The organism is Pseudomonas sp. ABa2 (assembly GCF_056676075.1).
The window spans coordinates 3678025-3699657 of record NZ_CM155239.1 but is presented as its reverse complement, the minus strand read 5'-3'; the positions used below and the strand labels follow the sequence as shown (position 1 = coordinate 3699657).

22 protein-coding genes and 2 riboswitches are annotated in these 21633 nt (G+C 67.3%); of the genes, 7 read left to right on the top strand and 15 right to left on the bottom strand.

What is annotated here, in order from left to right:
* Positions 1-128: 128 nt before the first annotated feature.
* Positions 129-229: riboswitch (guanidine-I (ykkC/yxkD leader) on the bottom strand.
* Between the two features lie 184 nt (positions 230-413).
* Positions 414-1475, bottom strand: coding sequence for a putative urea ABC transporter substrate-binding protein (locus AC1G9C_RS17960; protein WP_480408381.1), 1062 nt, complete (start codon positions 1473-1475; stop codon positions 414-416).
* A 54-nt stretch (positions 1476-1529) separates the two neighbouring features.
* A riboswitch (guanidine-I (ykkC/yxkD leader) is annotated at positions 1530-1649 on the bottom strand.
* Positions 1650-1855: 206 nt separating this feature from the next.
* Here AC1G9C_RS17960 and AC1G9C_RS17955 point away from each other — a divergent pair.
* The 3 genes from AC1G9C_RS17955 (at position 1856) to AC1G9C_RS17945 (ending at position 2755) form a co-directional block, all read left to right on the top strand.
* Positions 1856-2035, top strand: coding sequence for a hypothetical protein (locus tag AC1G9C_RS17955; protein ID WP_480408380.1), 180 nt, complete (start codon positions 1856-1858; stop codon positions 2033-2035).
* Positions 2035-2190, top strand: coding sequence for a hypothetical protein (locus AC1G9C_RS17950; protein WP_021442965.1), 156 nt, complete (start codon positions 2035-2037; stop codon positions 2188-2190). Before AC1G9C_RS17955 ends, AC1G9C_RS17950 begins: the two co-directional genes overlap by 1 nt.
* A gap of 79 nt (positions 2191-2269) precedes the next feature.
* Positions 2270-2755, top strand: a complete 486-nt coding sequence (locus AC1G9C_RS17945; protein WP_480408379.1) for a hypothetical protein — start codon at positions 2270-2272, stop codon at positions 2753-2755.
* Positions 2756-2761: 6 nt separating this feature from the next.
* Here the strand turns inward: AC1G9C_RS17945 and AC1G9C_RS17940 are convergent, their stop codons facing one another.
* Complete coding sequence (locus AC1G9C_RS17940) at positions 2762-3673, bottom strand: LysR family transcriptional regulator (RefSeq protein WP_457789711.1); 912 nt, start codon at positions 3671-3673, stop codon at positions 2762-2764.
* Between the two features lie 97 nt (positions 3674-3770).
* On the opposite strand from AC1G9C_RS17940, the gene AC1G9C_RS17935 reads away from it, so the two are divergent.
* Positions 3771-5558 carry an alkyl/aryl-sulfatase gene (locus tag AC1G9C_RS17935; RefSeq protein ID WP_480408378.1) on the top strand — a complete coding sequence of 596 codons (1788 nt, stop codon included), beginning with the start codon at positions 3771-3773 and terminating at the stop codon, positions 5556-5558.
* Between the two features lie 80 nt (positions 5559-5638).
* Complete coding sequence (locus AC1G9C_RS17930; protein WP_021442961.1) at positions 5639-5884, top strand: DUF1145 domain-containing protein; 246 nt, start codon at positions 5639-5641, stop codon at positions 5882-5884.
* 154 nt (positions 5885-6038) lie between these two features.
* Here AC1G9C_RS17930 and mmsB read toward each other — a convergent pair whose 3' ends face one another.
* The 6 genes from mmsB to AC1G9C_RS17900 all read right to left on the bottom strand — a co-directional run bounded on the left by mmsB (position 6039) and on the right by AC1G9C_RS17900 (position 13039).
* Positions 6039-6923 carry a 3-hydroxyisobutyrate dehydrogenase gene (mmsB, locus tag AC1G9C_RS17925; RefSeq protein WP_480408377.1) on the bottom strand — a complete coding sequence of 295 codons (885 nt, stop codon included), beginning with the start codon at positions 6921-6923 and terminating at the stop codon, positions 6039-6041.
* A gap of 42 nt (positions 6924-6965) precedes the next feature.
* Positions 6966-8069 (bottom strand): enoyl-CoA hydratase/isomerase family protein, encoded by a 1104-nt coding sequence (locus tag AC1G9C_RS17920; protein ID WP_480408376.1) that lies wholly within the window; start codon positions 8067-8069, stop codon positions 6966-6968.
* 88 nt (positions 8070-8157) lie between these two features.
* Complete coding sequence (locus AC1G9C_RS17915) at positions 8158-8976, bottom strand: enoyl-CoA hydratase (protein WP_021444473.1); 819 nt, start codon at positions 8974-8976, stop codon at positions 8158-8160.
* Between the two features lie 54 nt (positions 8977-9030).
* A complete protein-coding gene (locus tag AC1G9C_RS17910) occupies positions 9031-10194 on the bottom strand; it encodes an acyl-CoA dehydrogenase family protein (protein WP_480408375.1) in 1164 nt (387 codons plus the stop codon).
* Between the two features lie 6 nt (positions 10195-10200).
* Positions 10201-11448: a substrate-binding protein gene (locus AC1G9C_RS17905; protein WP_480408374.1), complete on the bottom strand. Its 1248-nt coding sequence runs from the start codon at positions 11446-11448 to the stop codon at positions 10201-10203.
* A gap of 97 nt (positions 11449-11545) precedes the next feature.
* Positions 11546-13039, bottom strand: coding sequence for a CoA-acylating methylmalonate-semialdehyde dehydrogenase (locus AC1G9C_RS17900; RefSeq protein ID WP_480408373.1), 1494 nt, complete (start codon positions 13037-13039; stop codon positions 11546-11548).
* Positions 13040-13165: 126 nt separating this feature from the next.
* On the opposite strand from AC1G9C_RS17900, the gene AC1G9C_RS17895 reads away from it, so the two are divergent.
* Complete coding sequence (locus tag AC1G9C_RS17895) at positions 13166-14047, top strand: AraC family transcriptional regulator (protein WP_397498204.1); 882 nt, start codon at positions 13166-13168, stop codon at positions 14045-14047.
* A 116-nt stretch (positions 14048-14163) separates the two neighbouring features.
* Here the strand turns inward: AC1G9C_RS17895 and AC1G9C_RS17890 are convergent, their stop codons facing one another.
* Positions 14164-14577, bottom strand: coding sequence for a PaaI family thioesterase (locus tag AC1G9C_RS17890; RefSeq protein WP_021443718.1), 414 nt, complete (start codon positions 14575-14577; stop codon positions 14164-14166).
* Positions 14578-14759: 182 nt separating this feature from the next.
* On the opposite strand from AC1G9C_RS17890, the gene ung reads away from it, so the two are divergent.
* Positions 14760-15449: a uracil-DNA glycosylase gene (gene ung, locus AC1G9C_RS17885; RefSeq protein WP_397498202.1), complete on the top strand. Its 690-nt coding sequence runs from the start codon at positions 14760-14762 to the stop codon at positions 15447-15449.
* Positions 15450-15532: 83 nt separating this feature from the next.
* Here ung and AC1G9C_RS17880 read toward each other — a convergent pair whose 3' ends face one another.
* From AC1G9C_RS17880 to AC1G9C_RS17855, 6 genes are all read right to left on the bottom strand, one after another.
* The gene (locus AC1G9C_RS17880) at positions 15533-16399 is read right to left on the bottom strand and encodes a DUF6279 family lipoprotein (protein WP_480408372.1); all 867 of its coding nucleotides are present in this window, start codon (positions 16397-16399) and stop codon (positions 15533-15535) included.
* A gap of 199 nt (positions 16400-16598) precedes the next feature.
* Positions 16599-17300, bottom strand: coding sequence for an ABC transporter ATP-binding protein (locus AC1G9C_RS17875; protein ID WP_021442915.1), 702 nt, complete (start codon positions 17298-17300; stop codon positions 16599-16601).
* Between the two features lie 2 nt (positions 17301-17302).
* Positions 17303-18070 carry a high-affinity branched-chain amino acid ABC transporter ATP-binding protein LivG gene (gene livG, locus AC1G9C_RS17870; protein WP_021442916.1) on the bottom strand — a complete coding sequence of 256 codons (768 nt, stop codon included), beginning with the start codon at positions 18068-18070 and terminating at the stop codon, positions 17303-17305.
* Entirely contained in the window at positions 18067-19323 is a 1257-nt protein-coding gene (locus tag AC1G9C_RS17865) for a high-affinity branched-chain amino acid ABC transporter permease LivM (protein ID WP_480410421.1), read from the bottom strand. The genes livG and AC1G9C_RS17865 overlap by 4 nt, the downstream gene beginning before the upstream one ends.
* An 11-nt stretch (positions 19324-19334) precedes the next feature.
* The gene (gene livH, locus AC1G9C_RS17860) at positions 19335-20258 is read right to left on the bottom strand and encodes a high-affinity branched-chain amino acid ABC transporter permease LivH (protein ID WP_021442918.1); all 924 of its coding nucleotides are present in this window, start codon (positions 20256-20258) and stop codon (positions 19335-19337) included.
* A 116-nt stretch (positions 20259-20374) separates the two neighbouring features.
* Positions 20375-21496 (bottom strand): branched-chain amino acid ABC transporter substrate-binding protein, encoded by a 1122-nt coding sequence (locus AC1G9C_RS17855; protein WP_021442919.1) that lies wholly within the window; start codon positions 21494-21496, stop codon positions 20375-20377.
* Between the last annotated feature and the right edge of the window lie 137 nt (positions 21497-21633).

Here is a 21633-nt window from a genome sequence, read left to right as displayed (position 1 = left end):
GCGCTGGTTTCGGGCCTTTGGGGTGGGCGGCTGGTTGCCGCCGATGCGAGTGGGGCGTACCCATGATGAACCTCCAGTTTGACAGGGGCGGGCAGGAGTTCGCGGCGGTTCCCCACGGATGGGGCGCGTTCTCCCGGGCTTTTGTCCCGCCGTGTAACCTCGCTGGAGGTCGCTAGCTCTCGGACCAGTCGCTCGCCTGTGGCGAGCCGGAACCCTAGCCGGCTATTGGCAAATTGTGGTGCCGCGATCCCGGCGAGCCGGGTTGTTCCTGCACGAGCTGTACTTAGCGAACATCGTGCCATGCGTCGCGAACCGCAGCAGACGGCGCTCCCTTCGGCGGCGCCGGGTCTGCGGTGCGCCGTGCTGGTGCGTTGTCAGAGCGGCGTGCTGCCTGCTGGGGCGTCAGGACGGTGTCAGAGCTTGCCGTCAGCGGCCAGCTGCATGTAGTCGTGGTTGAAACGCAGCAGGATGCGTTGAGCGTTGCCCAGGGTCTGCTCGCCGCTGAAGGCGATGCCCAGGTTGCTCAGGCCCTGGCCGCTCTGGCCCAACAAGCCGTGCGCATCGGCGAAATGGGCGACGCGCTGCATCAGGTCCGGCAATTTGCCGGTCTGGGCGAAGTTCAGCGCATAGCGCGGGGCGTAGAAGGAACGCAGGGTGTTCAACTGGGCCTCGAAGTCCTCGGGGCTGGTGCGCGCGGCGGCCGCCATCTTCGCCCTGGCCTCACGCCCGGCGGCGGTGGGCAGGCCGAGCAGACGCTGGGTTTCGAACCAGGCGCCGGTCAGTGCCCGGCCGAATTCCGGGTGTTGCACCAGGGTCTGGCTGTCGACCACGGTCAGGTCGAGGATCTCGCCGGGAATCAGGTTGGAGGTGAACACCTGGCTGACCTCGGCCTTGCGTTTGATCTCGGCGAGGATCGGGTTCCAGGTGATCACCGCATCGCCCTGTCCGGCGAGGAAGGTGTCGGCGATTTCGGTATCGGAAACGTGCTGGATGGTTACGTCGCTTTCCTTCAGCAGCGCCCATTCCAGTGCGCGGCTGAGCAGGTAATGGGACACCGAGTTCTCCACCAGCAGCACGGTCTTGCCCTTGAGATCCTGAATACGCTTGCCGCTGCCACGCAGCAGCAGGCCATCGGCACCGTTGGAGAAGTCGCCGATGATCAGCGCGGTGCTGTCCTTGCTGGCAGCGGCGGGAATGGTCAGGGCGTCCATATTGGTCATGGTGCAGGCGTCGAACTGGCCGGCGGTGTACTGCTCGATGGAGCCGACGTAATCCGGCACTTCCTGCACCTGGATATCGATGCCGTACTTGTCCGCCCATTTCTTCACGATGCCCTGTTCGGCGGCGTAGCCCCAGGGCATCCAGCCGGCGAAGATCGACCAGCAGAGCTTGAAGGTCCTGGGCGCGGCCTCGGCGGCGGGAGCGGTCAGCAGGGCGGTGCAGAGCAGGGCGGTAAGCAGGGTACGCAATGACATGGTGACCTCGGCGGCAGGGAACGGAGGCGGGAAGGCGGGCAGCCGTGCTGCGCGTTCTCCCGGGCTTTTATCCCGCCGTGTAACCCCGCGGCTTCCCGCCGCTGCATGAGGTCGCCCACTCTCGGACCAGTCACCCGCCTGCTCAGGCGGGCCGGAACCCTAGTCGGCCATTGTCTGCACGCAGCGCTGTTCGCCTTCCCGCTGCGGCGCCTTGCCAAGCGAGGAGCGTGCCAGTGGCCGTGGCGAGGCTGTGATGGCCGTCACTCGGCTGCACGGAACGTGATCCAGTGCAGATTGTCGAACGAGCATGCTGATAGAGCTGTGCCCGCTGCGGTGGCCGGGCGTCTAGCAGATACGGGAAATTCGAGGAGTATTCCAACATGCGTGGTGTGACTGTGATGGTATTGGCGTTGCTGCTGGGCGGCTGCAGTTTCAGTGCCCCGGGCGTGCATGCCCGGGTCGGTGATCCCGATGTGATTCATGTCGACCTGGGTGGCCGCGGTTACCACGGCGGCGGTCACTTCTGCCCGCCGGGGCACCGGATGAAGGGGAGCTGCTGATGAAAACCTTCGGCGCGTTGCTGCTGGCGATCAGCCTGGCGTTCGGTCTGTCCGGCTGCAGCCTGAGGCTGCCGGGTATCGGCATCGATATCGGTGATGTCGGCGGCGGTCCTCCCCACTGCCCGCCGGGGCAGGCCAAGAAAGGTCGTTGCTGATCCAGTCCCGGGCCTCGCGGCCCGGCCTCTTCCCTCGGGGGCGCGGTGCGCGTCCCCCGCTTCCCCTGCGGAGGCTTCCATGTCCTACAGAACCCTGCTTGCGGCCCTGCTGTTCATCCCGCTCAGCGGCTGCGCCGTGTATGGCGACGGCTACGACTACGACCGCGGCTACCGCGATCATCATCACTCGCACCACTATTACAACGGCTACCGCCGCGATTACTCGCCGCCGGTCTACGTCACGCCGCGGTACTACTATTACGACGACCGCCGCCACGACCGCCATCGCCACGATTCCAAACGCTACGTGCCGGCACCGCCGCCGCGCCAGCATGGTTTCTACCAGCGCGATCACAAGCGCCACGACGGTTACTCGCGCCACGACGGCCGCCGCGACGATGGCCGCCGTCACGATGGTCGGCAGTATCACAAGCAGTATCAGAGCGCGCCTTCCGGCAAACGCTGGGAAGGCAATCGCCAGCAGCAGGTGCAGCAGCGCTACTCCCGCGACGACCGTCACTCGCGCGGCGAGCAGCAACGCAGCGGCGACTGGCGGCGCAACTAGCGGCGTTCAGCGCCGTGGCGGCAGCGGCTGGCGATCCACCCGGCGAATTTCCTCCACCAGCGCCTGCGCCGCCGGCGACAGGCTGTGCCCGGCACGGCTGACCAGGCCGTAGGCCGACTGCTGCTGCAGGCTCGCCGGGGCCAGCGGCAGCAGGCTCAGCTGGCCGGCCGCCACTTCTTCGGCGATCACGTCCCAGGGCGCCATGCTCAGCACCTCGCTGTCGGCCACCAGGCGCTTGAGCACCAGAAAGTTGTCGCACTGCACGCTCAAGGGTTGCGGCCGGCCGCTGGCCGCGCCGAGGCTGCGCTCTACCGCCTGCGGCAACTGGGTGCCGGCCAGGGGGAAGTCGAGCAGGTCGGCCAGGCGCAGCTCGCGGCGTTGTAGCAGCGGATGGCCGGGGCGGCAGAACAGCACGCCGGCATGCGCCTGTAGCGCCTCGATCTGCAGTTGCGGGTCATCCTGCAGTTCGCGCACATCGGCGACGAACAGTTCGACGCCGGCCTCCAGCAGCCGCTCGCGCAGCTCCAGCCAGTTGCCGATCTCCAGTCTCACCTGTACCCGCGGATAGCGTTGCAGCAGCCTGCCCACCGCCTGCGGCACCAGCCGTGCGGCTGGGTAGGGGCCGGCGCCCAGACGCAGTTCGCCGGCCTCCAGGTTGTCCAGCTGGCTGACCGCGTTGCTCAGCGCCTGGCTGCCGGCCAGCAGGCGGCGGGCGTGTTCCAGCACCAGCTGGCCGTGGGCGGTGAGGCTGATGCCGCGGCTGTGGCGATCCACCAGGCTGCAGCCGAGCTGCGCCTCCAGGGCCTGGATGCTGCGGCTCAGTGCCGGCTGGCTGAGGTGCACGGCCTCGGCGGCGCGGGCGAAGTGGCCGTGTTCGGCGAGGGCGACGAAGTGACGGAGCTGGCGTAGGTCGTTCATGCGCTGCCTGCATTGGTTCATGGATTCGAATGCATTGGAATTATCAGGCGGCCTTTGCCAACCTGCCAGCACTTCAACAACAAGACGTCCTATCGCCATGAGCACCTTCTCTCGCCTTGGCGGCCTGCTGCTGGCCGCCGCCTTGCCCCTGAACGCGCAGGCCGAACTGCCGGCCGAGCGCATCGAGCCGAGCATCCACGCCGAGCTGGCGGCGCACACCAAGCACTTCGCCCAGCAGGTCTACCGCGTCGCGGGCAACGTCTACTCGGCCGTCGGCTGGCAGCTGGGCAACGTGGTGATGATCGAGGCGCCCGAGGGGCTGATCATCGTCGACACCGGCGAGTCGGTCGGCGAGTCGCGCAAGATCATGGCCGAGTTCCGCAAGCTCACGGACAAGCCGGTCAAGGCGGTGGTCTACACCCACTTCCACCCGGACCATATCAACGGCGTGCAGGCCTTCGTTAGCCGCGAGCAGGTGGAACGCGGCGAGGTGCAGATCTACGCCCACGCAAGCCTGCTGGAAAACGTGGTGGCGCAGGGCGCGCTGGTCGGGCCGATTCTCGGCGTGCGCTCGGCCTACAGCTTCGGCTCCTTTCTGCCGGCGAGCGACCTGGAGGGCATGAACGCCGGCATCGGCCCGCTGGCCAAGCCCGAGCCGTCGTCCTTTATCGCGCCGACGGTGACCTTCGCCGAGCGCCTGGACACCCGCATCGCTGGCCTCGACGTGCAGCTGCTGCACGTGCCCAGCGAGGCGCCGGACGAGATCACCCTGTACCTGCCGGACAACCGCGTGCTGATCAGCGCCGAGGTGGAGCAGGGGCCGACCCTGCCGAACATCCATACCCTGCGCGGCACCAAGTTCCGCGACCCGGTGCAGTGGGTCGCCAGCCTGGACAAGCTGCGCGAATACCAGGCCGAGCACATGGTGCCGCTGCACGGCCGCCCGGTCAGCGGCCAGGAGCGGGTCGAGGAGGTGCTGCGCATGACCCGCGACGGCATCGCCTATATCCACGATCAGAGCGTGCGCTGGATGAACAAGGGCCTGACCCCGGACGAGCTGGTGGAGAAGGTCAAGCTGCCGCCGCACCTGGCCGGCTACATGCCCTACCTGCGCGAGTACTACGGCACGGTCAAGCACAGCGTGCGGCAGATCTACAACGGCTACCTGGGCTGGTTCCAGGGCGACCCGGTGGCGCTCGACCCGACCCCGCCGCGGCAGCAGGCCGAGCGGCTGATCGCCCTGGCCGGTGGCCGGGAAAAGCTGCTGCTGGAGGCCGGCAACGCCTACCTCAAGGGCGACTACCAGTGGGCCGCCGAGCTGGCCGGCTACGCCATCCGCGTCGACCGCGAGGATCGACTGGCACGCGAGATCAAGGCGCGCAGCCTGCGCAAACTGGGTTACGCCAGCATGAACATCAACTGGCGCAACTGGTACCTGATGAGTGCCATGGAGCTGGAAGGCAAGCTCGACGGTGAGGCCATCCGCCAGCGCTCGCAGGAGATGCGCAAGGTCCTCCTCTCCCCGGACATGGTGCGCAGCTTCACCCCGCAGGCCTTCCTGCAGAACTGGGTGACGCGCATCGACCCGGAGCAGGCCGGCGACCTCGAACTGACCCTGGGCTTTCGCTTCCCGGACGTGAACGAGGAGTGGGCGCTGGAAGTGCGCCGCGGCGTGGCCCAGTTGCACCGGGGCATTCCCGAAGGCACCGAGCTGCGGCTGAGCATGGACAAGCGCTTTATGGAAACCCTGCTGACCGGCGAAGGCGGCCTGGTCAAGGGCGTGCTGCTGGGCGACGTGCAGGTCGAGGGCAACCTGCTGGAGATCCGCCGCTTCCTCGCCTGCTTCGACTTCGCCGACGAGTCCTTCGGCCTGACCCTGCGCTGAGCACCGTTCCAGCCGAAAGAGCGGCGGCAGCGCCGGGCTGGCCCGGCACACTGCGGCGATCGCCCAACCGGAGGATCGCGATGAAACTGCTGTCGTTCGCCAAGGGCGCCCTGGCCATGTTCTGGCTGGTGGCGCTGCTCAACCTGCTCTACCCCTTCGCCGCGCCGCTGGGCGGCTGGGTCAACTGGGCCGCGCTGGCGCTGTTGCTGGCCCATCTAGGCGAGCTGCTGCTGTTTCGCGCGCGTCTGCACGGCCGGCCGGGGCTGTGGCGGCAGCGCCTGCAGGTGCTGCTGTTCGGCCTGCTGCATCTGCAGACGCTGCGCTGAATGCCGTTGGCCCGGAGGCAATCCGGGGCGGTCGCCGCGCTTTATCCCGGATTGCATCCGGGCCAAGACTGCACGGCGTACTCGCGCTTTCGTAGGAGCCGGCTTGCCGCGATCCGCTTCAAGGCATCGCCAGCAAGCTGGTGCCTACGGACCGCTACTCCACGAACAACTGCTGCACCACTGAAAAATCCTGCTTGCCCTTGCCCTGCTTGAGCAGCAGACGGTACAGCTGAAGCGCCAGGGCGCCCATCGGCGTGCTGTTGCCGCTGTGGCTGGCGGTTTCCTGGGCCAGGCCGAGGTCCTTGGCCATCAGTTCGGCCATAAAACCGCCGCTGTAGCCCTTGGAGGCCGGGGCGTTCTCCATCACCCCGGGCCAGGGGTTGTACTTTTCCAGCGTCCAGTTGCCGCCGGAGCTCTGCCGCATGATCTCGGCCAGGGTCGCCGGCTCCAGGCCGTTGGCCACGCCCAGGGCCATGGCCTCGGCGGTGGCGATCATCTGCACCGCCAGCACCTGGTTGTTGCACACCTTGGCCACCTGGCCGGCACCGTCCGGGCCGGCGTGAAAGATGTTCTTGCCCATGGCGGCGAGGATCGGCCGCGCCTTGTCCAGGGCGTTGGCCTCGCCGCCGACCATAAAGGTCAGGGTGGCGGCCGCGGCGCCGGCGGTGCCGCCGGATACCGGCGCATCGAGCAGGGCGATGCCGCGTCCACGGGCGGCGGCGTGCACCTTGCGCGCCGACTCCGGGGCGATGGTCGAGCATTCCAGCACCAGGGTGCCGGCCGGCAGTTGCGCCAGCAGGCCGGCGTCGCCCAGGTACAGACCTTCGACATGGCGGCTGGCCGGCAGCATGCTGATCACCACCTTGGCCTGGTCGACCGCCTCGGCGGCGCTGTCCGCCGCCAGGGCGCCTTCGCCGGCCAGTTCGTCCACGGCGCTGCGCACCAGGTCGAAGACCTTGAGCGGGTAGCCGGCCTTGAGCAGGTTGCGGGCCATGGGCAGGCCCATATGGCCGAGGCCGATAAAGGCGATCTGGGTCATGGTTTGGGTTCTCCTTGTGCTGATGCCTCGGGGAGCGAAGGTTTACAGATCCGCCAACGGATGCGCGCCGTCCCAGGCCGGGGCGAAGTGCGCCTCGATCACCGCCGGCGGGATGGCCGCCACGTCCGGCCAGTGCCAGCGCGGCGTCTGGTCCTTGTCGATCAGGCGGGCGCGCACGCCCTCGGCAAACTCCGGGTGGCGGCAGCAGTTCAGGCTCATGGCGTACTCCATGCGGAACACCTCGGCCAGCGACAGGTGACGGGCGCGGCGGATCTGCTCCCAGACCAGGTGCGCGGTCAGCGGGCAGCCGCCGGTCAGGGTCTTGGCCGCACGGGCCAGCAGCAGGTCGGCGTCGCCGTGCAGGCCGGCGATGGCCTGTACCGCGGCCGGCAGGTCGGCCACGTCGAGCAGCGCATCGAGGCGTTCGCGGCGCGGCAGCCACTGCGCCTGCGGCAGCTCGCCGCGCGCCTCGCGTTCCAGCGCGCGCAGCAGGCTGTGCAGCTGCTGCGCGGCGTGCTCCCGCCAGTTGAGTTGCACCAGGCCTTCGATCAGTGCGTCCTGCTGCTCGTCGCGGAGGAAACGGTCGGCCAGGTTCAGATCCAGCGCGTCGCGGGCGTTGATGCTGGCGGCGCTGAGACCGAGGAACAGGCCGAGCCTGCCCGGCAGGCGGGCGAGGAACCAGCTGCCGCCGACGTCCGGGTACAGGCCGATATTGATTTCCGGCATGCCCAGGCGGCTGCTGGGGGTGACGATGCGGATCGCCGCGCCCTGCATCAGGCCCATGCCGCCGCCCAGCACGTGGCCGTGGGCCCAGCAGATCAGCGGCTTGGGATAGCTGTGGATGCGGTGGTCGAGGCGGTATTCGTCGGCGAAGAAGCGCCGCGCCAGCGGCGGCACCTCGCCGGGGTGTTCGCGGCACTGCTGCACCAGCTGCACCACGTCGCCGCCGGCGCAGAAGGCCTTGGGCCCGTTGCCGCGCAGCAGCACGCAGGCGATTTCGGGATCGATGGCCCAGGCCTTCAGGCGCGCGTCCAGCGCCTCGATCATCGGCAGCGACAGGGCATTGAGGCTCTTCTCGGCATCCAGGCTGGCGATGCCGATGCGGTAGCCATGCAGGCTGGGGCGTTCTTCGAAGTGCAGGTTCATACAGGTTTCCAGCTTAGGGCGGGGCGGTTCTGGTGGATGTAAGAAGCGACATCCACCCGACGGGCCTGGCCGATTACGGTGCCACGAATCATTTGTTGCGCCACTGCGGGTCGCGCTTCTCGAGGAAGGCGTTGACCCCTTCGCGGGTGTCGTCGGCGTCGAACAGGTCGACGAAGCGCTCGCGTTCCTCCGCCAGCCAGGTATTCGGGCCGCGCTCGCGCGCGCCCTGGATCAGCGGCTTGATGGTGCGCACCGCCACCGGACTCTGTCGCGCCACCTTGGCCGCCAGCAGCAGGGCATGGCCACGGGCCTCGCCGCTATCGACCAGCTGTTCCACCAGGCCGATGCGCAGGGCGGTTTCGGCGTCGATACGTTCGCCGCAGAGGATCATGCGCTTGGCCCAGCCTTCGCCCACCAGCCAGGGCAGCGCCTGGGTGCCGCCTGCGCAGGGCAGCAGGCCCACCGCGGCCTCGGGCAGGGCCATCTGCGCCTGGCGTTCGGCGATGCGGATATCGCAGGCCAGCGCGCATTCCAGGCCGCCGCCCATGGCGTAGCCGTTGATCGCGGCGATGGACACCCCGCGGAAGTCGCGCAGGGTCTCGAAGGCCTCGCCGAAGCGCCGCGCCATCTCGCGGGCGCGCGCCTTGTCGCCGTCGGCGAACATGTTCAGGTCGGCGCCGGCGGAAAAGAACTTCGGCCCCTGGCCGGTCACTACCAGGGCGTAGATGTCGTCGTCGCGGTTGAGGTGCTCGACCAGCTGCTTGAGGCCGATCAGCGAGTCGCGGTCCCAGGTGTTGGCCGGCGGGTGGTTGATGGTGATCAGCGCGGTGTGGCCGTGCTTTTCCACGGTGAGCTTGTGGGTCAGGTCGAAGATGCCGGGCTTGTAGGCTTCGATGGCGGTGCTCATAAGGGTCCTCTTAAATGATGTTCCCCTCTCCCCCGGGGAGAGGGGATAAAGCGGTCACAGCAGGCGATCGAGCATGCCGCCCTGCTGCAGCAGGCGGCGGGCGACGATCACCCGCATGATCTCGTTGGTGCCTTCCAGTATCTGGTGCACGCGGCTGTCGCGCACCCAGCGCTCCAGCGGATAGTCGCTCAGGTAACCGTAGCCGCCGTGCAGCTGCAGCGCCTCGTTGCAGATGGCGAAACACTGGTCGGTGGCGAAGCGCTTGGCCATGGCGCAGTACAGGCTGGCCTCGGCGTGGCGCCGGTCCAGCTTGTCCGCGGCCAGGCGCACCATCTGCCGGCTGGCGGTCAGCTCGGTGAGCATATCGGCCAGCTTGAACTGCAGCGCCTGGAATTCGGCCAGTGGCTTGCCGAACTGCTTGCGCTCCTCCACGTAGTGCAGGCTCTGCTGCAACGCCGCCTGGGCCGCGCCGAGCGAGCAGCTGGCGATGTTCAGGCGGCCACCGTCCAGGCCCTGCATGGCGTAGACGAAGCCCTGGCCCTCCGGGCCGATGCGGTTGCCGGCGGGGATGCGCACGCCGTCGAAGGCGATGGTGCGGGTCGGCTGGGCGCGCCAGCCCATCTTGTCCTCGTTGCGTCCGTAGCGGATGCCGGCGGCGTCGGCCGGCACCAGGAAGCAGGAGATGCCCTTGGCGCCGTCCTCGCCGGTGCGCGCCATGACGATCAGCACATCGGTCGATCCCGCGCCGGAGATAAAGCACTTGCTGCCGTCGAGCAGGTAATCGTCGCCATCGCGCCGCGCGCGGGTTCGCAGGTGGGCGGCGTCGGAGCCGGCGTCCGGCTCGGTCAGGCAGTAGGAGGCCAGCAGGCGGCCGTCGATCAGCCCGGGCAGGTACTGCGCCTTCAGGGCCTCGTCGGCGAAGCTCGCCAACATCCACGAGGCCATATTGTGGATGGTCAGGTAGGCGGTGGTGGCCACGCAGCCGGCGGCCAGCTGTTCGAAGATCAGCGAACTGGACAGCCTCGACAGGCCCAGGCCGCCGTCCTCCTCCTTGAGGTACAGGGCCAGGTAGCCCTGCTCGGCGGCGCGGCGGATCACCGGCAGCGGAAAGTGGTGGTCGCGGTCCCAGTCGCCGGCGTGCGGCGCCAGCTCCCGCGCGGCGAAGGCGCGGGCGCTGTCGGTGAGCAGGCGTTGTTCGTCACTGAGTTCGAAGTCCATGGCGCCTCATTGCAATGTCAGGGGTTGACCGCCGGCGCGGCGCTCGGCCTGCCACTGCGCCAGATTGGGCAGCGCGGTGTCGGCGTCGAGGCGGTCGACGATTTCGAAGTAGTCCTGCTTGAGCGGGTCCTTGAGCACCTCGTCGCGCGGCTTGACCCGCACCGCGTAGACCGTCTGCAGATTCTGGTGATCGAAGGCGCGCCACTGCTGTTCGTCCTTCAGCAGGCTGTAGCGGTGGCCTTCCAGCGCCTTGATCAGCGCCTCGCTATCCAGGCTATTGGCACGCTTGGCGGCATCGGCCCACTGCTGGACGATGCTGTAGGCCGAGGCGGCGGAACTCGAGGGGTACATCTGGTAGCGCGCCTTGAAGGCGGCGACGAAGGCTTCGCCGCGGGCGGATTTCTCCAGCGCCGGCACGCGCCAGGTCCAGGGTTCGGTGCCGATCACGCCCTGCATCAGGTCCGGGCCGGCCTGCTCGACCATGCTCTGGGTCAGGTTCGGCGCGATGACCTGCATGCGCTCGGTCAGACCCAGGTCCTTGGCGATGCGCATGGCGCGCACCAGGTCCTCGCCGAACAGCACCAGGGCGAGGATCTCGGCATCGCTCGCGGCGGCCTGGGTCAGGGCATCCTGGTAGTCGGCCAGGCGTGCGCCGGGGAAGGGCACGCGCACGCCGGCGTGCTGGCCGGCGTCGTCGCTGGCGGTGGCCTGGCGCAGCGAGGCCTCGGTGGTGTGGCCCCAGGTGTAGTCGGAGGTGACGTAGAAGTAGCGCTTGTCCGGCAGGTGCTTGCTCAGGTACTGGCCGAGCACCTGGGCGCTCATCCAGGCGTTGTTGCACTCGCGGAACAGGTAGCGGTGGCCGTCCTTGCCGGTGGTGTCGTTGGAGTAGGTGAGGGTGCCGAAGTACAGCAGGCCGTGTTCGCGGGCGCGCTTGCCGGCGGCGATGGCCACCGCGCTGGAGGCGCCGCCGAACAGCATGGCGGCGCCCTCGGCGGCTAGCTTGTCGACGTTCTTCACCGCCTTGGCCGGACGCGAGGCGGTGTCCTTGCTGGACAGGCGCAAGGGGCGGCCTAGCACGCCGCCTGCGGCGTTGAGCTCGTCGATGGCCAGCAGGGCTCCACGCATCTGCGCCAATCCCTCCTCCTTGTATGGGCCGGTGCGCGGGTAGTTGAGTCCCAGGGTGATGGGCTCGGCGGCCTGCGCACAGGCGGTGATCCCGGCCCACAGGGCCAGGGTGGCAGTCAGGTGGCGCATTGCAGTTCTCCTTGTTGTTGTGCTGCAGGAGACTGTTTTACGCCGCTCGTCCAGTTGCAGTGATCGTCTATTGGTCTAACAGAGGCCTACTCCGTTCTCATTTCAATTGAATGGTCATATTCGGCCCACTCACGGACGAGTCGTCGAACCAGCGGCTGGTGACCGTCTTGGTCTCGCTGTAGAAACGCACCGCCTGCTTGCCGTAGGCGTGCAGATCGCCATAGAAGGAGCCCTTCCAGCCGGTGAAGGAGAAGAACGGCAGCGGCACCGGGATCGGCACGTTGATGCCCACCTGGCCGACTTCCACCGCGTGCTGGTAGTGGCGCGCGGCGCCGCCGGAGCGGGTGAAGATGCTGGTGCCGTTGCCGTAGGGGCTGGCGTTGACCAGCTCGATGGCCTCTTCCAGGGTCGCGACTTCCAGGCACACCAGCACCGGGCCGAAGATTTCCTCGTGGTAGATGGACATTTTCGGCGTGACCTTGCGAAACAGCGTCGGCCCCAGCCAGTTGCCCTCCGGGTAGCCCTCGACGCTGCACTGTGAACCATCCAGCAGGCACTCGGCGCCCTCGGCCTTGCCCTCGGCGATCAGGCGCAGCACGCGCTGGCGCGCCTGCTGGCTGATCAGCGGGCCGAATGCAGCGCCGCTGTCGCGCCAGTGGCCGGGGCGCAGCTCGGCCATCTGCGCGGCCAGCTCGGGAATCCACTGTCGCGACTCGCCGACGAACACCGCCACGCTGATCGCCATGCAGCGCTGGCCGGCGGCGCCGCAACTGGCGCCGACCAGGTTGCTGATGACCTGGTCCTTGGGCGCGTCGGGCATGATCACCATATGGTTCTTGGCCCCGGCGAAGGCCTGCACCCGCTTCAGGTGCTGGGTGCCGGTGCGGTAGATATGCTGGCCCACCGGCACCGAGCCGACGAAGGAAATCGCGCGCACGTCCGGGTGCACCAGCAGCGCGTCGACCTGCTCGCGCCCACCGTGCAGCAGCTGCAATACCCCGGGCGGCGCGCCGGCCTCGAGAAACAGCTCGGCCAGGCGGTTGGGGGTCATCGGGTCCTGCTCGGAGGGCTTGAGGATGAAGGTGTTGCCGCAGGCGATGGCCAGCGGGAACATCCACAGCGGGATCATCGCCGGGAAGTTGAACGGGGTGATGCCGACGCACACGCCCAGCGGCTGGATCCAGCTGGCGGTGTCGATCTCGCGGGCGACGTTCTCCACCGTCTCGCCCATCATCAGGCTGGCCACGTTGGCGGCGTGCTCGGCCACCTCGATGCCGCGCCAGACATCGCCCTTGGCATCGGCGAAGGTCTTGCCGGTCTCCTGCGCGAGAATCTCCGCCAGCTCGTCGTGGTGCTCCTTGAGCAGGTGCTGGTAGCGCAGCATCAGCCGCGCCCGTTCCGGCACCGGCACCTCGCGCCAGGTGAGGAAGGCGGCCTTGGCGCTGGCCACGGCGGCCTCGATCTCCGCATGGGTGGCCTTGGGCGCCAGCGCCAGCACCTGCTGGGTGGCCGGGTCGGTGACTTCGATCAGTTCGCGGGCCTGGCTCGCGAGCCACTGGCCGTCGATCAGCTGGGGCAGGGTACGGGGCATGGTCGGCCTCCTGTTGTTCTTCTGTGCTCTCTTTATAGTCAGTGTCCGGCTGCTTGTGGATTGACGATCTTGGCCTTTGGATGGACGATCTTGGCATTGCCATCCCCCAGCGAGGTGGGCGCGCCGATGACCGCACGAGTGGAAACCTCCAGCTGGCCGCTGCCCGCCAACGGCCAGCGCTTCATCACCCCGCCGCGCCTGCGTCGCCTGCTGGCCCGTCAGCCGCTGAGCTGCGGCTGCTACCCGCTGGCGCTGGGGTTCTACCCGGAAGCGGCCGGACACCTGATGCAGCGCAGTCAGCCGGAGGACCACCTGCTGATCTACTGCCGCGCCGGGCGCGGCTGGCTGGAGACGGCGGATGGACGATTCGAGGTCGGCGGCGGCGATCTGCTGCTGCTGCCCAAGGGCCTCGCCCACCGCTACGGCGCCGACGCCGCACGGCCCTGGACGCTTTACTGGGTGCATTTCGACGGCAGCCTGGCCGAGGACTTCCTGCGTCTGCTGGGGCCGCGTCGGGTGCGCCGCATCGGCGTGCAGCCGCGCCTGCTGGCGGATTTCGAGGCGTTACTGGGCTTGCAGCGCCAGGGTCTCAACCCGGTGCCCTTCATCCACGCCGCCCATCAGCTGCAGGCGCTGCTCAGCTCCCTGGCGGTGCTGCCGGCGCGGGCCAACCTCAAATCCGGGCGGGTGCTGGACGTCGACGCGGTGCAGGCGGTGATGCGCAGCCACCTGCACGGCAGCCTCAACCTCGACGAGCTGGCGGCGCAGTTCAAGCTGTCGCGCTTCCACTTCGCCAAGACCTACCGTGCCCTGACCGGCCACGCGCCGATCCAGGATTTCATCCAGCTGAAGATGGCCCAGGCCTGCCGCCTGCTCGACCAGGGCGACGCCGAGGTGCGGCAGATCGCCGAGCAACTGGGCTACGACGATCCCTATTATTTCTCGCGACTGTTTCGCAAGGTGGTGGGCATGGCGCCCAGCCATTACCGGGCCTTGCACCAGGGTTAGGGCGGCACCCGCCGCTAGCTGGGCGCTAAGCGCAGCGAAGCCCAACAGTCCTCGACATGACCCGTTGGGTTTCGGCGCTGCGCACCTCAACCCAACCTACGGCTGCTGAATCCGCCCTACACCCGGGCGATGGTCGCCAGGCCGGTGGCCACCAGCTTCTCCTGGCCATCCTTCAAGGCGAACACGTCGGCGCGGCAGACCGCCTGGCGCTGTCCGGCCTTGAGCACTTCGGCCCGGCACAGCAGACGCTCGCCGATGGCCGGGGCGAGCAGGTTGAGTTTGTATTCGCTGGTGACCACGTCGCCGACCAGCGAGGCGGCGGCCCAGGCGCAGCCGCTGTCGACCATGAAACCGACCACCGCACCGTGCAGATAGCCGTGGTGCTGGCACAGGTCGGGGCGGCTGCGCACCTGCAGGCTGACCTTGCCGGGTTCGAAGTCGAGCAGCTCGGCGCCGAGCAACTGGGCGAAGGTGGAGTGGGCCAGCGCCTGTTCCAGGCGTTCGCGGCTGATAGCGGTCGCGGTGTTCATGCTGCGCTGCTCCTCGGGATATCGCCTTTGAGTCTTGGCCGGCGAGGGCGGCGTGGCAACGCGCATCCAGCGGCGTGATGGGCAGGCATCAGTCGGCGCCGCGTTATCCCGTGCGATGCCTTGACTTGCCCCCGTGCCTTGCCTAGCGTGCCGTTTTCGTTTTCAGCGCAGGAACACCCGGGATGACCGACGACCGCATCAAACTCGACGCCAGCTGGAAAGAGGCGCTGCGCGAGGAGTTCGACAAGCCCTACATGAGCGAGCTGCGCGAGTTCCTCCGTGCCGAGAAGGCGGCCGGCAAGGAGATCTACCCGCCGGGCCCGCTGATCTTCAATGCGCTCAACTCCACGCCGCTGGATCGGGTCAAGGTGGTGATCATCGGCCAGGACCCCTACCACGGTCCCGGCCAGGCCCACGGCCTGTGTTTCTCGGTGCAGCCGGGGGTGCAGACGCCGCCGTCGCTGGTGAACATCTACAAGGAACTCAAGCGCGACCTGAACCTGGATATCCCTGCCCACGGCTACCTGCAGAGCTGGGCCGAGCAGGGCGTGCTGCTGCTCAACACCTCGCTGACCGTGGAGCGCGGCAACGCCGGCTCCCACGCGAACAAGGGCTGGCAACTGTTTACCGACCGGGTGATCGAGGTGGTCAGCCAGCAGCGGCCCAAGCTGGTGTTCCTGCTCTGGGGCAGCCATGCGCAGGGCAAGCAGCGCCTGATCGACCCGACCAAGCACCTGGTGCTGCGCTCGCCGCACCCCTCGCCGTTGTCGGCGCACCGCGGCTTTATCGGCAACGGCCACTTCAGTCGCTGCAACCAGTTCCTCGTGCAGAACGGCATGACCCCCATCGACTGGCGGTTGCCGGCGCTCTAGTCGGGATCGCGGCGCGCAGGCTGCGCCGTGCGCAGCGATGCCGCTATCTTGCTTTGCGCGGCGCTCCCTGCGGGAGCCGCCCATCAACGAACGACAACGGCTTCGCCGGCCTGACACTGCTGCTTCGCCAGGTCGGCGTGCAGGCCGTTCAGGCGCTGCCGCAGGCGGCTGAGCTGGGGCTCGTCGGCCTGGGCGAGCAGGTCGGCGAACAGCTCGACCAGCGCCCGGCGACTGGTCGCATAGCTGGCCTGGTAGGCCTGGGTATGGAAGCGCTCGCGCTGTTGCAGCAGCGCGCGCATGCGCGCCTCGAACGCCTCGCCGCGACGCACCTCGAGGGTTTCGCGCAGCGCCTGTTGCCAGGCCAGGCGGTTGTCCAGCCAGACCCGGTTCTGCGCGCCCAGGCTGGCGGCCCAGGCCTCGACGCGGGCGCTCTGCGTGGCGCTCAAGTTGCCGAACCAGGGCTGCAGGCGCTGGCTCATGCGCTCGGCGCGTTGGGCGATCTGCTGCGGCAGCGGCGGTTCGACAAACTCTTCGCGCAGCTTGGCGTTCTGCTCGTCCAGCGCCTCGAACAGCTGCTCGACCTGGCGCGGGCTCAGGCCGCGCAGCAGCTGCACGCTGCTCGGGGTGATTTCCACGGCGATGCGCTGCAGGGCCTGGTCGAAGGCCTGCAGTTGCGCGGCCAGCGCCTCGCTATCGGGGGCGTCCAGCAGCGCCTGGTTGGCCTCCAGCCAGTCGAGGTAGCGCGGCAGCTCGACGCGGCAATGCCAGGCCAGGTGCTGCTGCACTTGCGGCTTGAGCCAGGCGCGCTGCTGCTCGTCGAGCGCCAGGTAGTCGTCCAGTTTCCAGGGGATCAGCCAGTCCAGATTGCGGTAGGCCAGGTCGACCCGGCTGCAGGCGCCGAGCAGCAGGGCCAAGGCCAGCAGCAGAAGCAGGGGCTTGCGCAGCGACATGAGCGTGCTCTCTCGAGGGCGGAGACCTTGAGCCTAATGCCAGACGGGCAGGGCGCAAGAGGGCGGAAATATCCGCTTAAGAGTTCAGCGTTTCCTAGGGGGCGCGCACCGGGCATTCGTCGCCCGCGTTGTGGCGTAGGGCGCTCCCTACAGAATAAAAAACCGCCCCGAAGGGCGGTTCCGCTTGCATCGGCCGGGTTCAGCCGCCGAGGTAGGCGTCGCGTACCTTGGGGTCGCTGAGCAGGTCGCTGCCGCTGCCCTGCATGACGATATGGCCGTTCTCCAGCACATAGCCACGGTCGGCCAGCTTCAGCGCCTGGTTGGCGTTCTGCTCGACCAGGAAGATGGTCACGCCGTCTTTGCGCAGCTGTTCGATGATGTCGAAGATCTGCTGGATGATGATCGGCGCCAGACCCAGCGACGGTTCGTCGAGCAGCAGCAGCTTGGGCTTGCTCATCAGCGCACGGCCGATGGCGAGCATCTGCTGCTCGCCGCCGCTCATGGTGCCGGCGCGCTGGGCGAAGCGTTCCTGCAGGCGCGGGAACAGTTGCAGGACCTTGTCCAGCTGCTCCTGGTTGTCGCCCTTGCTGCCGAAGAAGCCGCCCATGGCCAGGTTTTCCTCGACGGTCAGGCGGGCGAACACGCGGCGGCCTTCCGGCACCACCGCGATGCTCTTGCGCATGATGTCCGGCGTGTCCATGCCGACCAGTTCCTCGCCCATGTAGCGGATGCTGCCGCTGGTGGCGCGCGGGCTGCCGCACAGGGTCATCAGCAGGGTCGACTTGCCGGCGCCGTTGGCGCCGATCAGGGTGACGATCTCGCCTTTCTGTACCTCGATGCTGACCTCGTGCAGGGCCTGGATCTTGCCGTAGAAGGTGGAGACCTTGTTGAAACTGAGCATGGTTAGGCTTCCCCCAGGTAGGCTTTGATCACGTCCGGATTGTTGCGGATCTGCTCCGGCGTACCGTCGGCCAGGGGGGTGCCCTGGTTGATCACGTAGATGTGGTCGGAAATGCTCATCACCAGCTTCATGTCGTGCTCGATCAGCAGCACGGTGACGCCGTGCTCGTCGCGCAGCACGCCGATCAGCTGCTTGAGGTCCTCGGTTTCGCGCGGGTTGAGACCGGCGGCCGGCTCGTCGAGCATCAGCAGGCGCGGGCGGGTCATCATGCAGCGGGCGATTTCCAGGCGGCGCTGCTGACCGTAGGCCAGGGTGCCGGCCGGGCGGTTGGCGAACTCGGTGAGGTTGACCCGCTCCAGCCAGTGCGCGGCGAAGTCCATCGCCTCGCGCTCGCTCTTGCGGAACGCCGGGGTCTTGAACAGGCCGGACAGGTAGTTGGTGTTGAGGTGGCGATGCTGCGCCACCAGCAGGTTCTCCACCGCGGTCATGTCCTTGAACAGACGCACGTTCTGGAAGGTGCGCACCACGCCCTTGCGCGCGATCTTGTGGCCCGGCAGGCCCTCGATCTGCTCGCCGTCGAGGCGGATGCTGCCGCCGGTGGGCTGGTAGAAACCGGTCAGGCAGTTGAACACCGTGGTCTTGCCGGCGCCGTTCGGGCCGATCATCGAGACCACCTGTTTTTCCTTGACGCTCAGGCCCACCTCGTTGACGGCCAGCAGGCCGCCGAAGCGCATGGTGAGGCCGCTTACTTCGAGAATCGCGCGGCTCATTGCTTCAACTCCAGGTGGGGACGCTGCATGGGCAACAGGCCCTGCGGACGCCAGATCATCATCAGCACCATCAGGGCGCCGAACATCAGCATGCGGTATTCGTTGAACTCCCGCGCCAGTTCCGGCAGCAGGATCATGACGATGGCCGCGAGGATGATCCCCAACTGCGAACCCATGCCGCCGAGTACCACGATGGCGAGGATGATCGCCGACTCGATGAAGGTGAACGACTCCGGCGACACCAGGCCCTGGCGCGCGGCGAAGAAGCTGCCGGCGAAACCGGCGAAGCTGGCGCCGATGGTGAAGGCCGAGAGCTTGATCACGGTGGGGTTCATGCCCAGCGCGCGGCAGGCGATCTCGTCCTCACGCAGCGCTTCCCAGGCGCGACCGATCGGCATGCGCAGCAGGCGGTTGATCACGAACAGGGTCAGCAGCACCAGCAGCAGGGCGATCAGGTAGAGGAAGATCACCTTGTTCACCGAGTTGTAGGCGATGCCGAAGTACTCGTGGAAGGTCTGCATGCCCTCGGCGGCGCGGCGGTCGAAGGACAGGCCGAACAGGGTCGGCTTGTCGATGCCGCTGATGCCGTTGGGGCCGCCGGTGAGCTCGGTCATGTTGCGCAGCAGCAGACGGATGATCTCGCCGAAGCCCAGGGTGACGATGGCCAGGTAGTCGCCGCGCAGACGCAGCACCGGGAAGCCGAGGATGAAGCCGAAGAACGCCGCCGTCAGGCCGGCGATCGGCAGGCACACCCAGAAGCCCAGGCCGTAGTAGTGCGACAGCAGCGCGTAGCTGTAGGCGCCGACGGCGTAGAAGCCGACGTAACCCAGGTCGAGCAGACCGGCCAGACCCACCACGATGTTCAGGCCGAGGCCGAGCATCACGTAGATCAGGATCAGCGTGGCGATGTCCACCGCACCGCGCGAGCCGAAGAACGGCCAGGCCAGGGCGACCAGGATCAGGCCCATGATCGCCCAGCGCTGGGTCGAGGGCAGGGTGAGGAAGTTGCTCGCCTTGCTCGGCATGCTCGGCAGCTTGGGCGCGTGGGCCCAGGCGGCGCCGAGCTGGCTGCGGAACAGCTGCCAGAAGAACATGGCGATGGCGCAACCGGCGATGGTCCACAGCACGGCCGGGCTGGCGCCCTGCACCTGCAGCTTGATGCCGACGGTGGTCAGCTTCAGGCCGAGCACCGGGTAGGCCACGGCCAGCACCAGCAGGGCGCTGAAGAAGGCGGTCTTGAGGCGATTGCTCATGGAGGGCGCACTCATACTTTTTCAACCTCCGGACGGCCGAGGATGCCGGTCGGGCGGAACAGCAGCACCAGCACCAGCAGGCTGAAGGCCACCACGTCCTTGTACTGGTCGCCGAAGATGTCGGCGCCGAAGGCTTCGGCCACGCCCAGCACCAGGCCGCCGAGCACGGCGCCGGGGATGCTGCCGATGCCGCCGAGCACCGCGGCGGTGAACGCCTTGATCCCGGCGAGGAAGCCCAGGTGCGGGTTGATCACGCCGTACTGCATGCCCAGCAGCACCGCGGCCACGGCGGCCAGGGTGGCGCCGATGACGAAGGTCAGGGCGATGATGTTGTTAGTGTTGATGCCCAGCAGGTTGGCCATCTTCAGGTCTTCGGCGCAGGCGCGGCAGGCGCGACCGAGGCGCGAGCGGGAGATGAACATGCTCAGGCCGACCATCACCACGAAGGTGACGACGAAGATCAGCACCTGCATGTAGGAGATGACCACGCCGTTCATGGCGCTTTCACCGAAGATGAAGTTGCCCGGCAGCAGGTTGGGAATGGCCTTGTCCTTGGAGTCCTGGGCCAACAACACCTCGTTCTGCAGGAAGATCGACATGCCGATCGCGGAGATCAGCGGGATCAGGCGGTTGCCGCCGCGCAAGGGGCGGTAGGCCACCCGTTCGATGCTGTAGCCGTAGGCGCTGGCGACGATGATGCTGGCGGAGAACGCCGCGATCATCACGATGGGCAGGCTGTCGAGACCGAACATGGCGAGTCCGGCGATCACGATGAAGGCTACGTACGAGCCAATCATGTAAACCTCGCCATGGGCGAAGTTGATCATGCCGATGATGCCGTAGACCATGGTGTAGCCGATGGCGATCAGGGCATAGGTACTGCCAATGGTGAGTCCATTGATCAGCTGTTGAAGGTAGTGGTAAAGATCAGGCATTGCCTAACTCCTGGGCCCTGCGTAAAGCGGCGCTTGTGACGCAGCGCAAGACCGGAATTCTTCTAATAAACAAAGCCCACTGCGGCTGCAGTGGGCTTTGGGTTCAGGCGGGACTGTTACTTGGCTTCGGACTTGGTGCCGTCCTGGTGCCATTCGTAGACCACGAAGCTGAAGTCCTTCAGATCGCCCTTCTCGTCGAAGGCGAGGGTGCCGGTCGGGGTGTCGAAGCTGTTGGCGCGCAGGGTTGCGGCCACTTCGGCGGTGTCGGTGCTGCCGGCTTTCTCGATGGCTTCGGCAATCACCTGCACAGCGGCATAGGCCGGGAACACGAACGGGCCGCTCGGGTCTTCGTTCTTGGCCTTGAAGGCCTCGACCAGCGCCTGGTTCTTCGGATCCTGGTCGAAGGACTTCGGCAGGGTCACCAGCAGGCCTTCGGAGGCCGGGCCGGCGATGGCCGAGATTTCCTTGTTACCCACGCCTTCCGGGCCCATGAACTTGACGTCCAGACCCTTCTCCTTCGACTGGCGCAGCAGCAGGCCCAGTTCCGGGTGGTAGCCGCCGTAGTAGACGAAGTCGACGCCGGCTTGCTTGAGCTTGGCGATCATCGCGGAGAAGTCCTTGTCGCCGGCGTTGATGCCTTCGAACAGGCCGACCTTGATGCCCTTGCCTTCCAGGGTCTGCTTGACCGCGGTGGCGATGCCTTCGCCGTACTGCTGCTTGTCGTGAATCACGGCGACGTTCTTCGGCTTGATGCTGTCGGCGATGAAGTTGCCGGCGGTCGGACCCTGCAGGCTGTCCAGGCCGATGGTGCGGAACACCAGTTCATAGCCGCGCGCGGTGATGTCCGGGCTGGTGGAGGCCGCGGTGATCATCAGGATGCCTTCGTCTTCGTAGATGTCGGAGGCCGGTTGAGTGGAGCTGGAGCAGAGGTGGCCGACCACGTAGGAGATGCCGTCGTTGACGATCTTGTTGGCCACGGCGACGGCCTGTTTCGGGTCGCAGGCATCGTCGTAGACCACGCCTTCGAGCTGGGCGCCGTTCACCCCGCCGGCCTTGTTGATCTGCTCGATGGCCATCTTGGCGCCGATGAATTGCATCTCGCCGTACTGCGCCACGGCACCGGTCACCGGACCGGCCAGGCCGATCTTGATGGTGTCGGCTGCCATCGAATAGCTGGCCGCCCCCGCCAGAGCCATTGCCGCAAACAGTTTGGAAATCTGCTTAGTAGCCTTGTTCATGAGTGCTCCACTCTTATGTTTTTCGTTGTTGTAGTTCTTGCGGCCGAAGCTGCAGAACCGGGTCCGTTACCCCGGTCATGCCCCCGGCAACTGTACCGGAACAGTGTAGAGCGCGGATTTGCGCCTTGAAAAGCCGG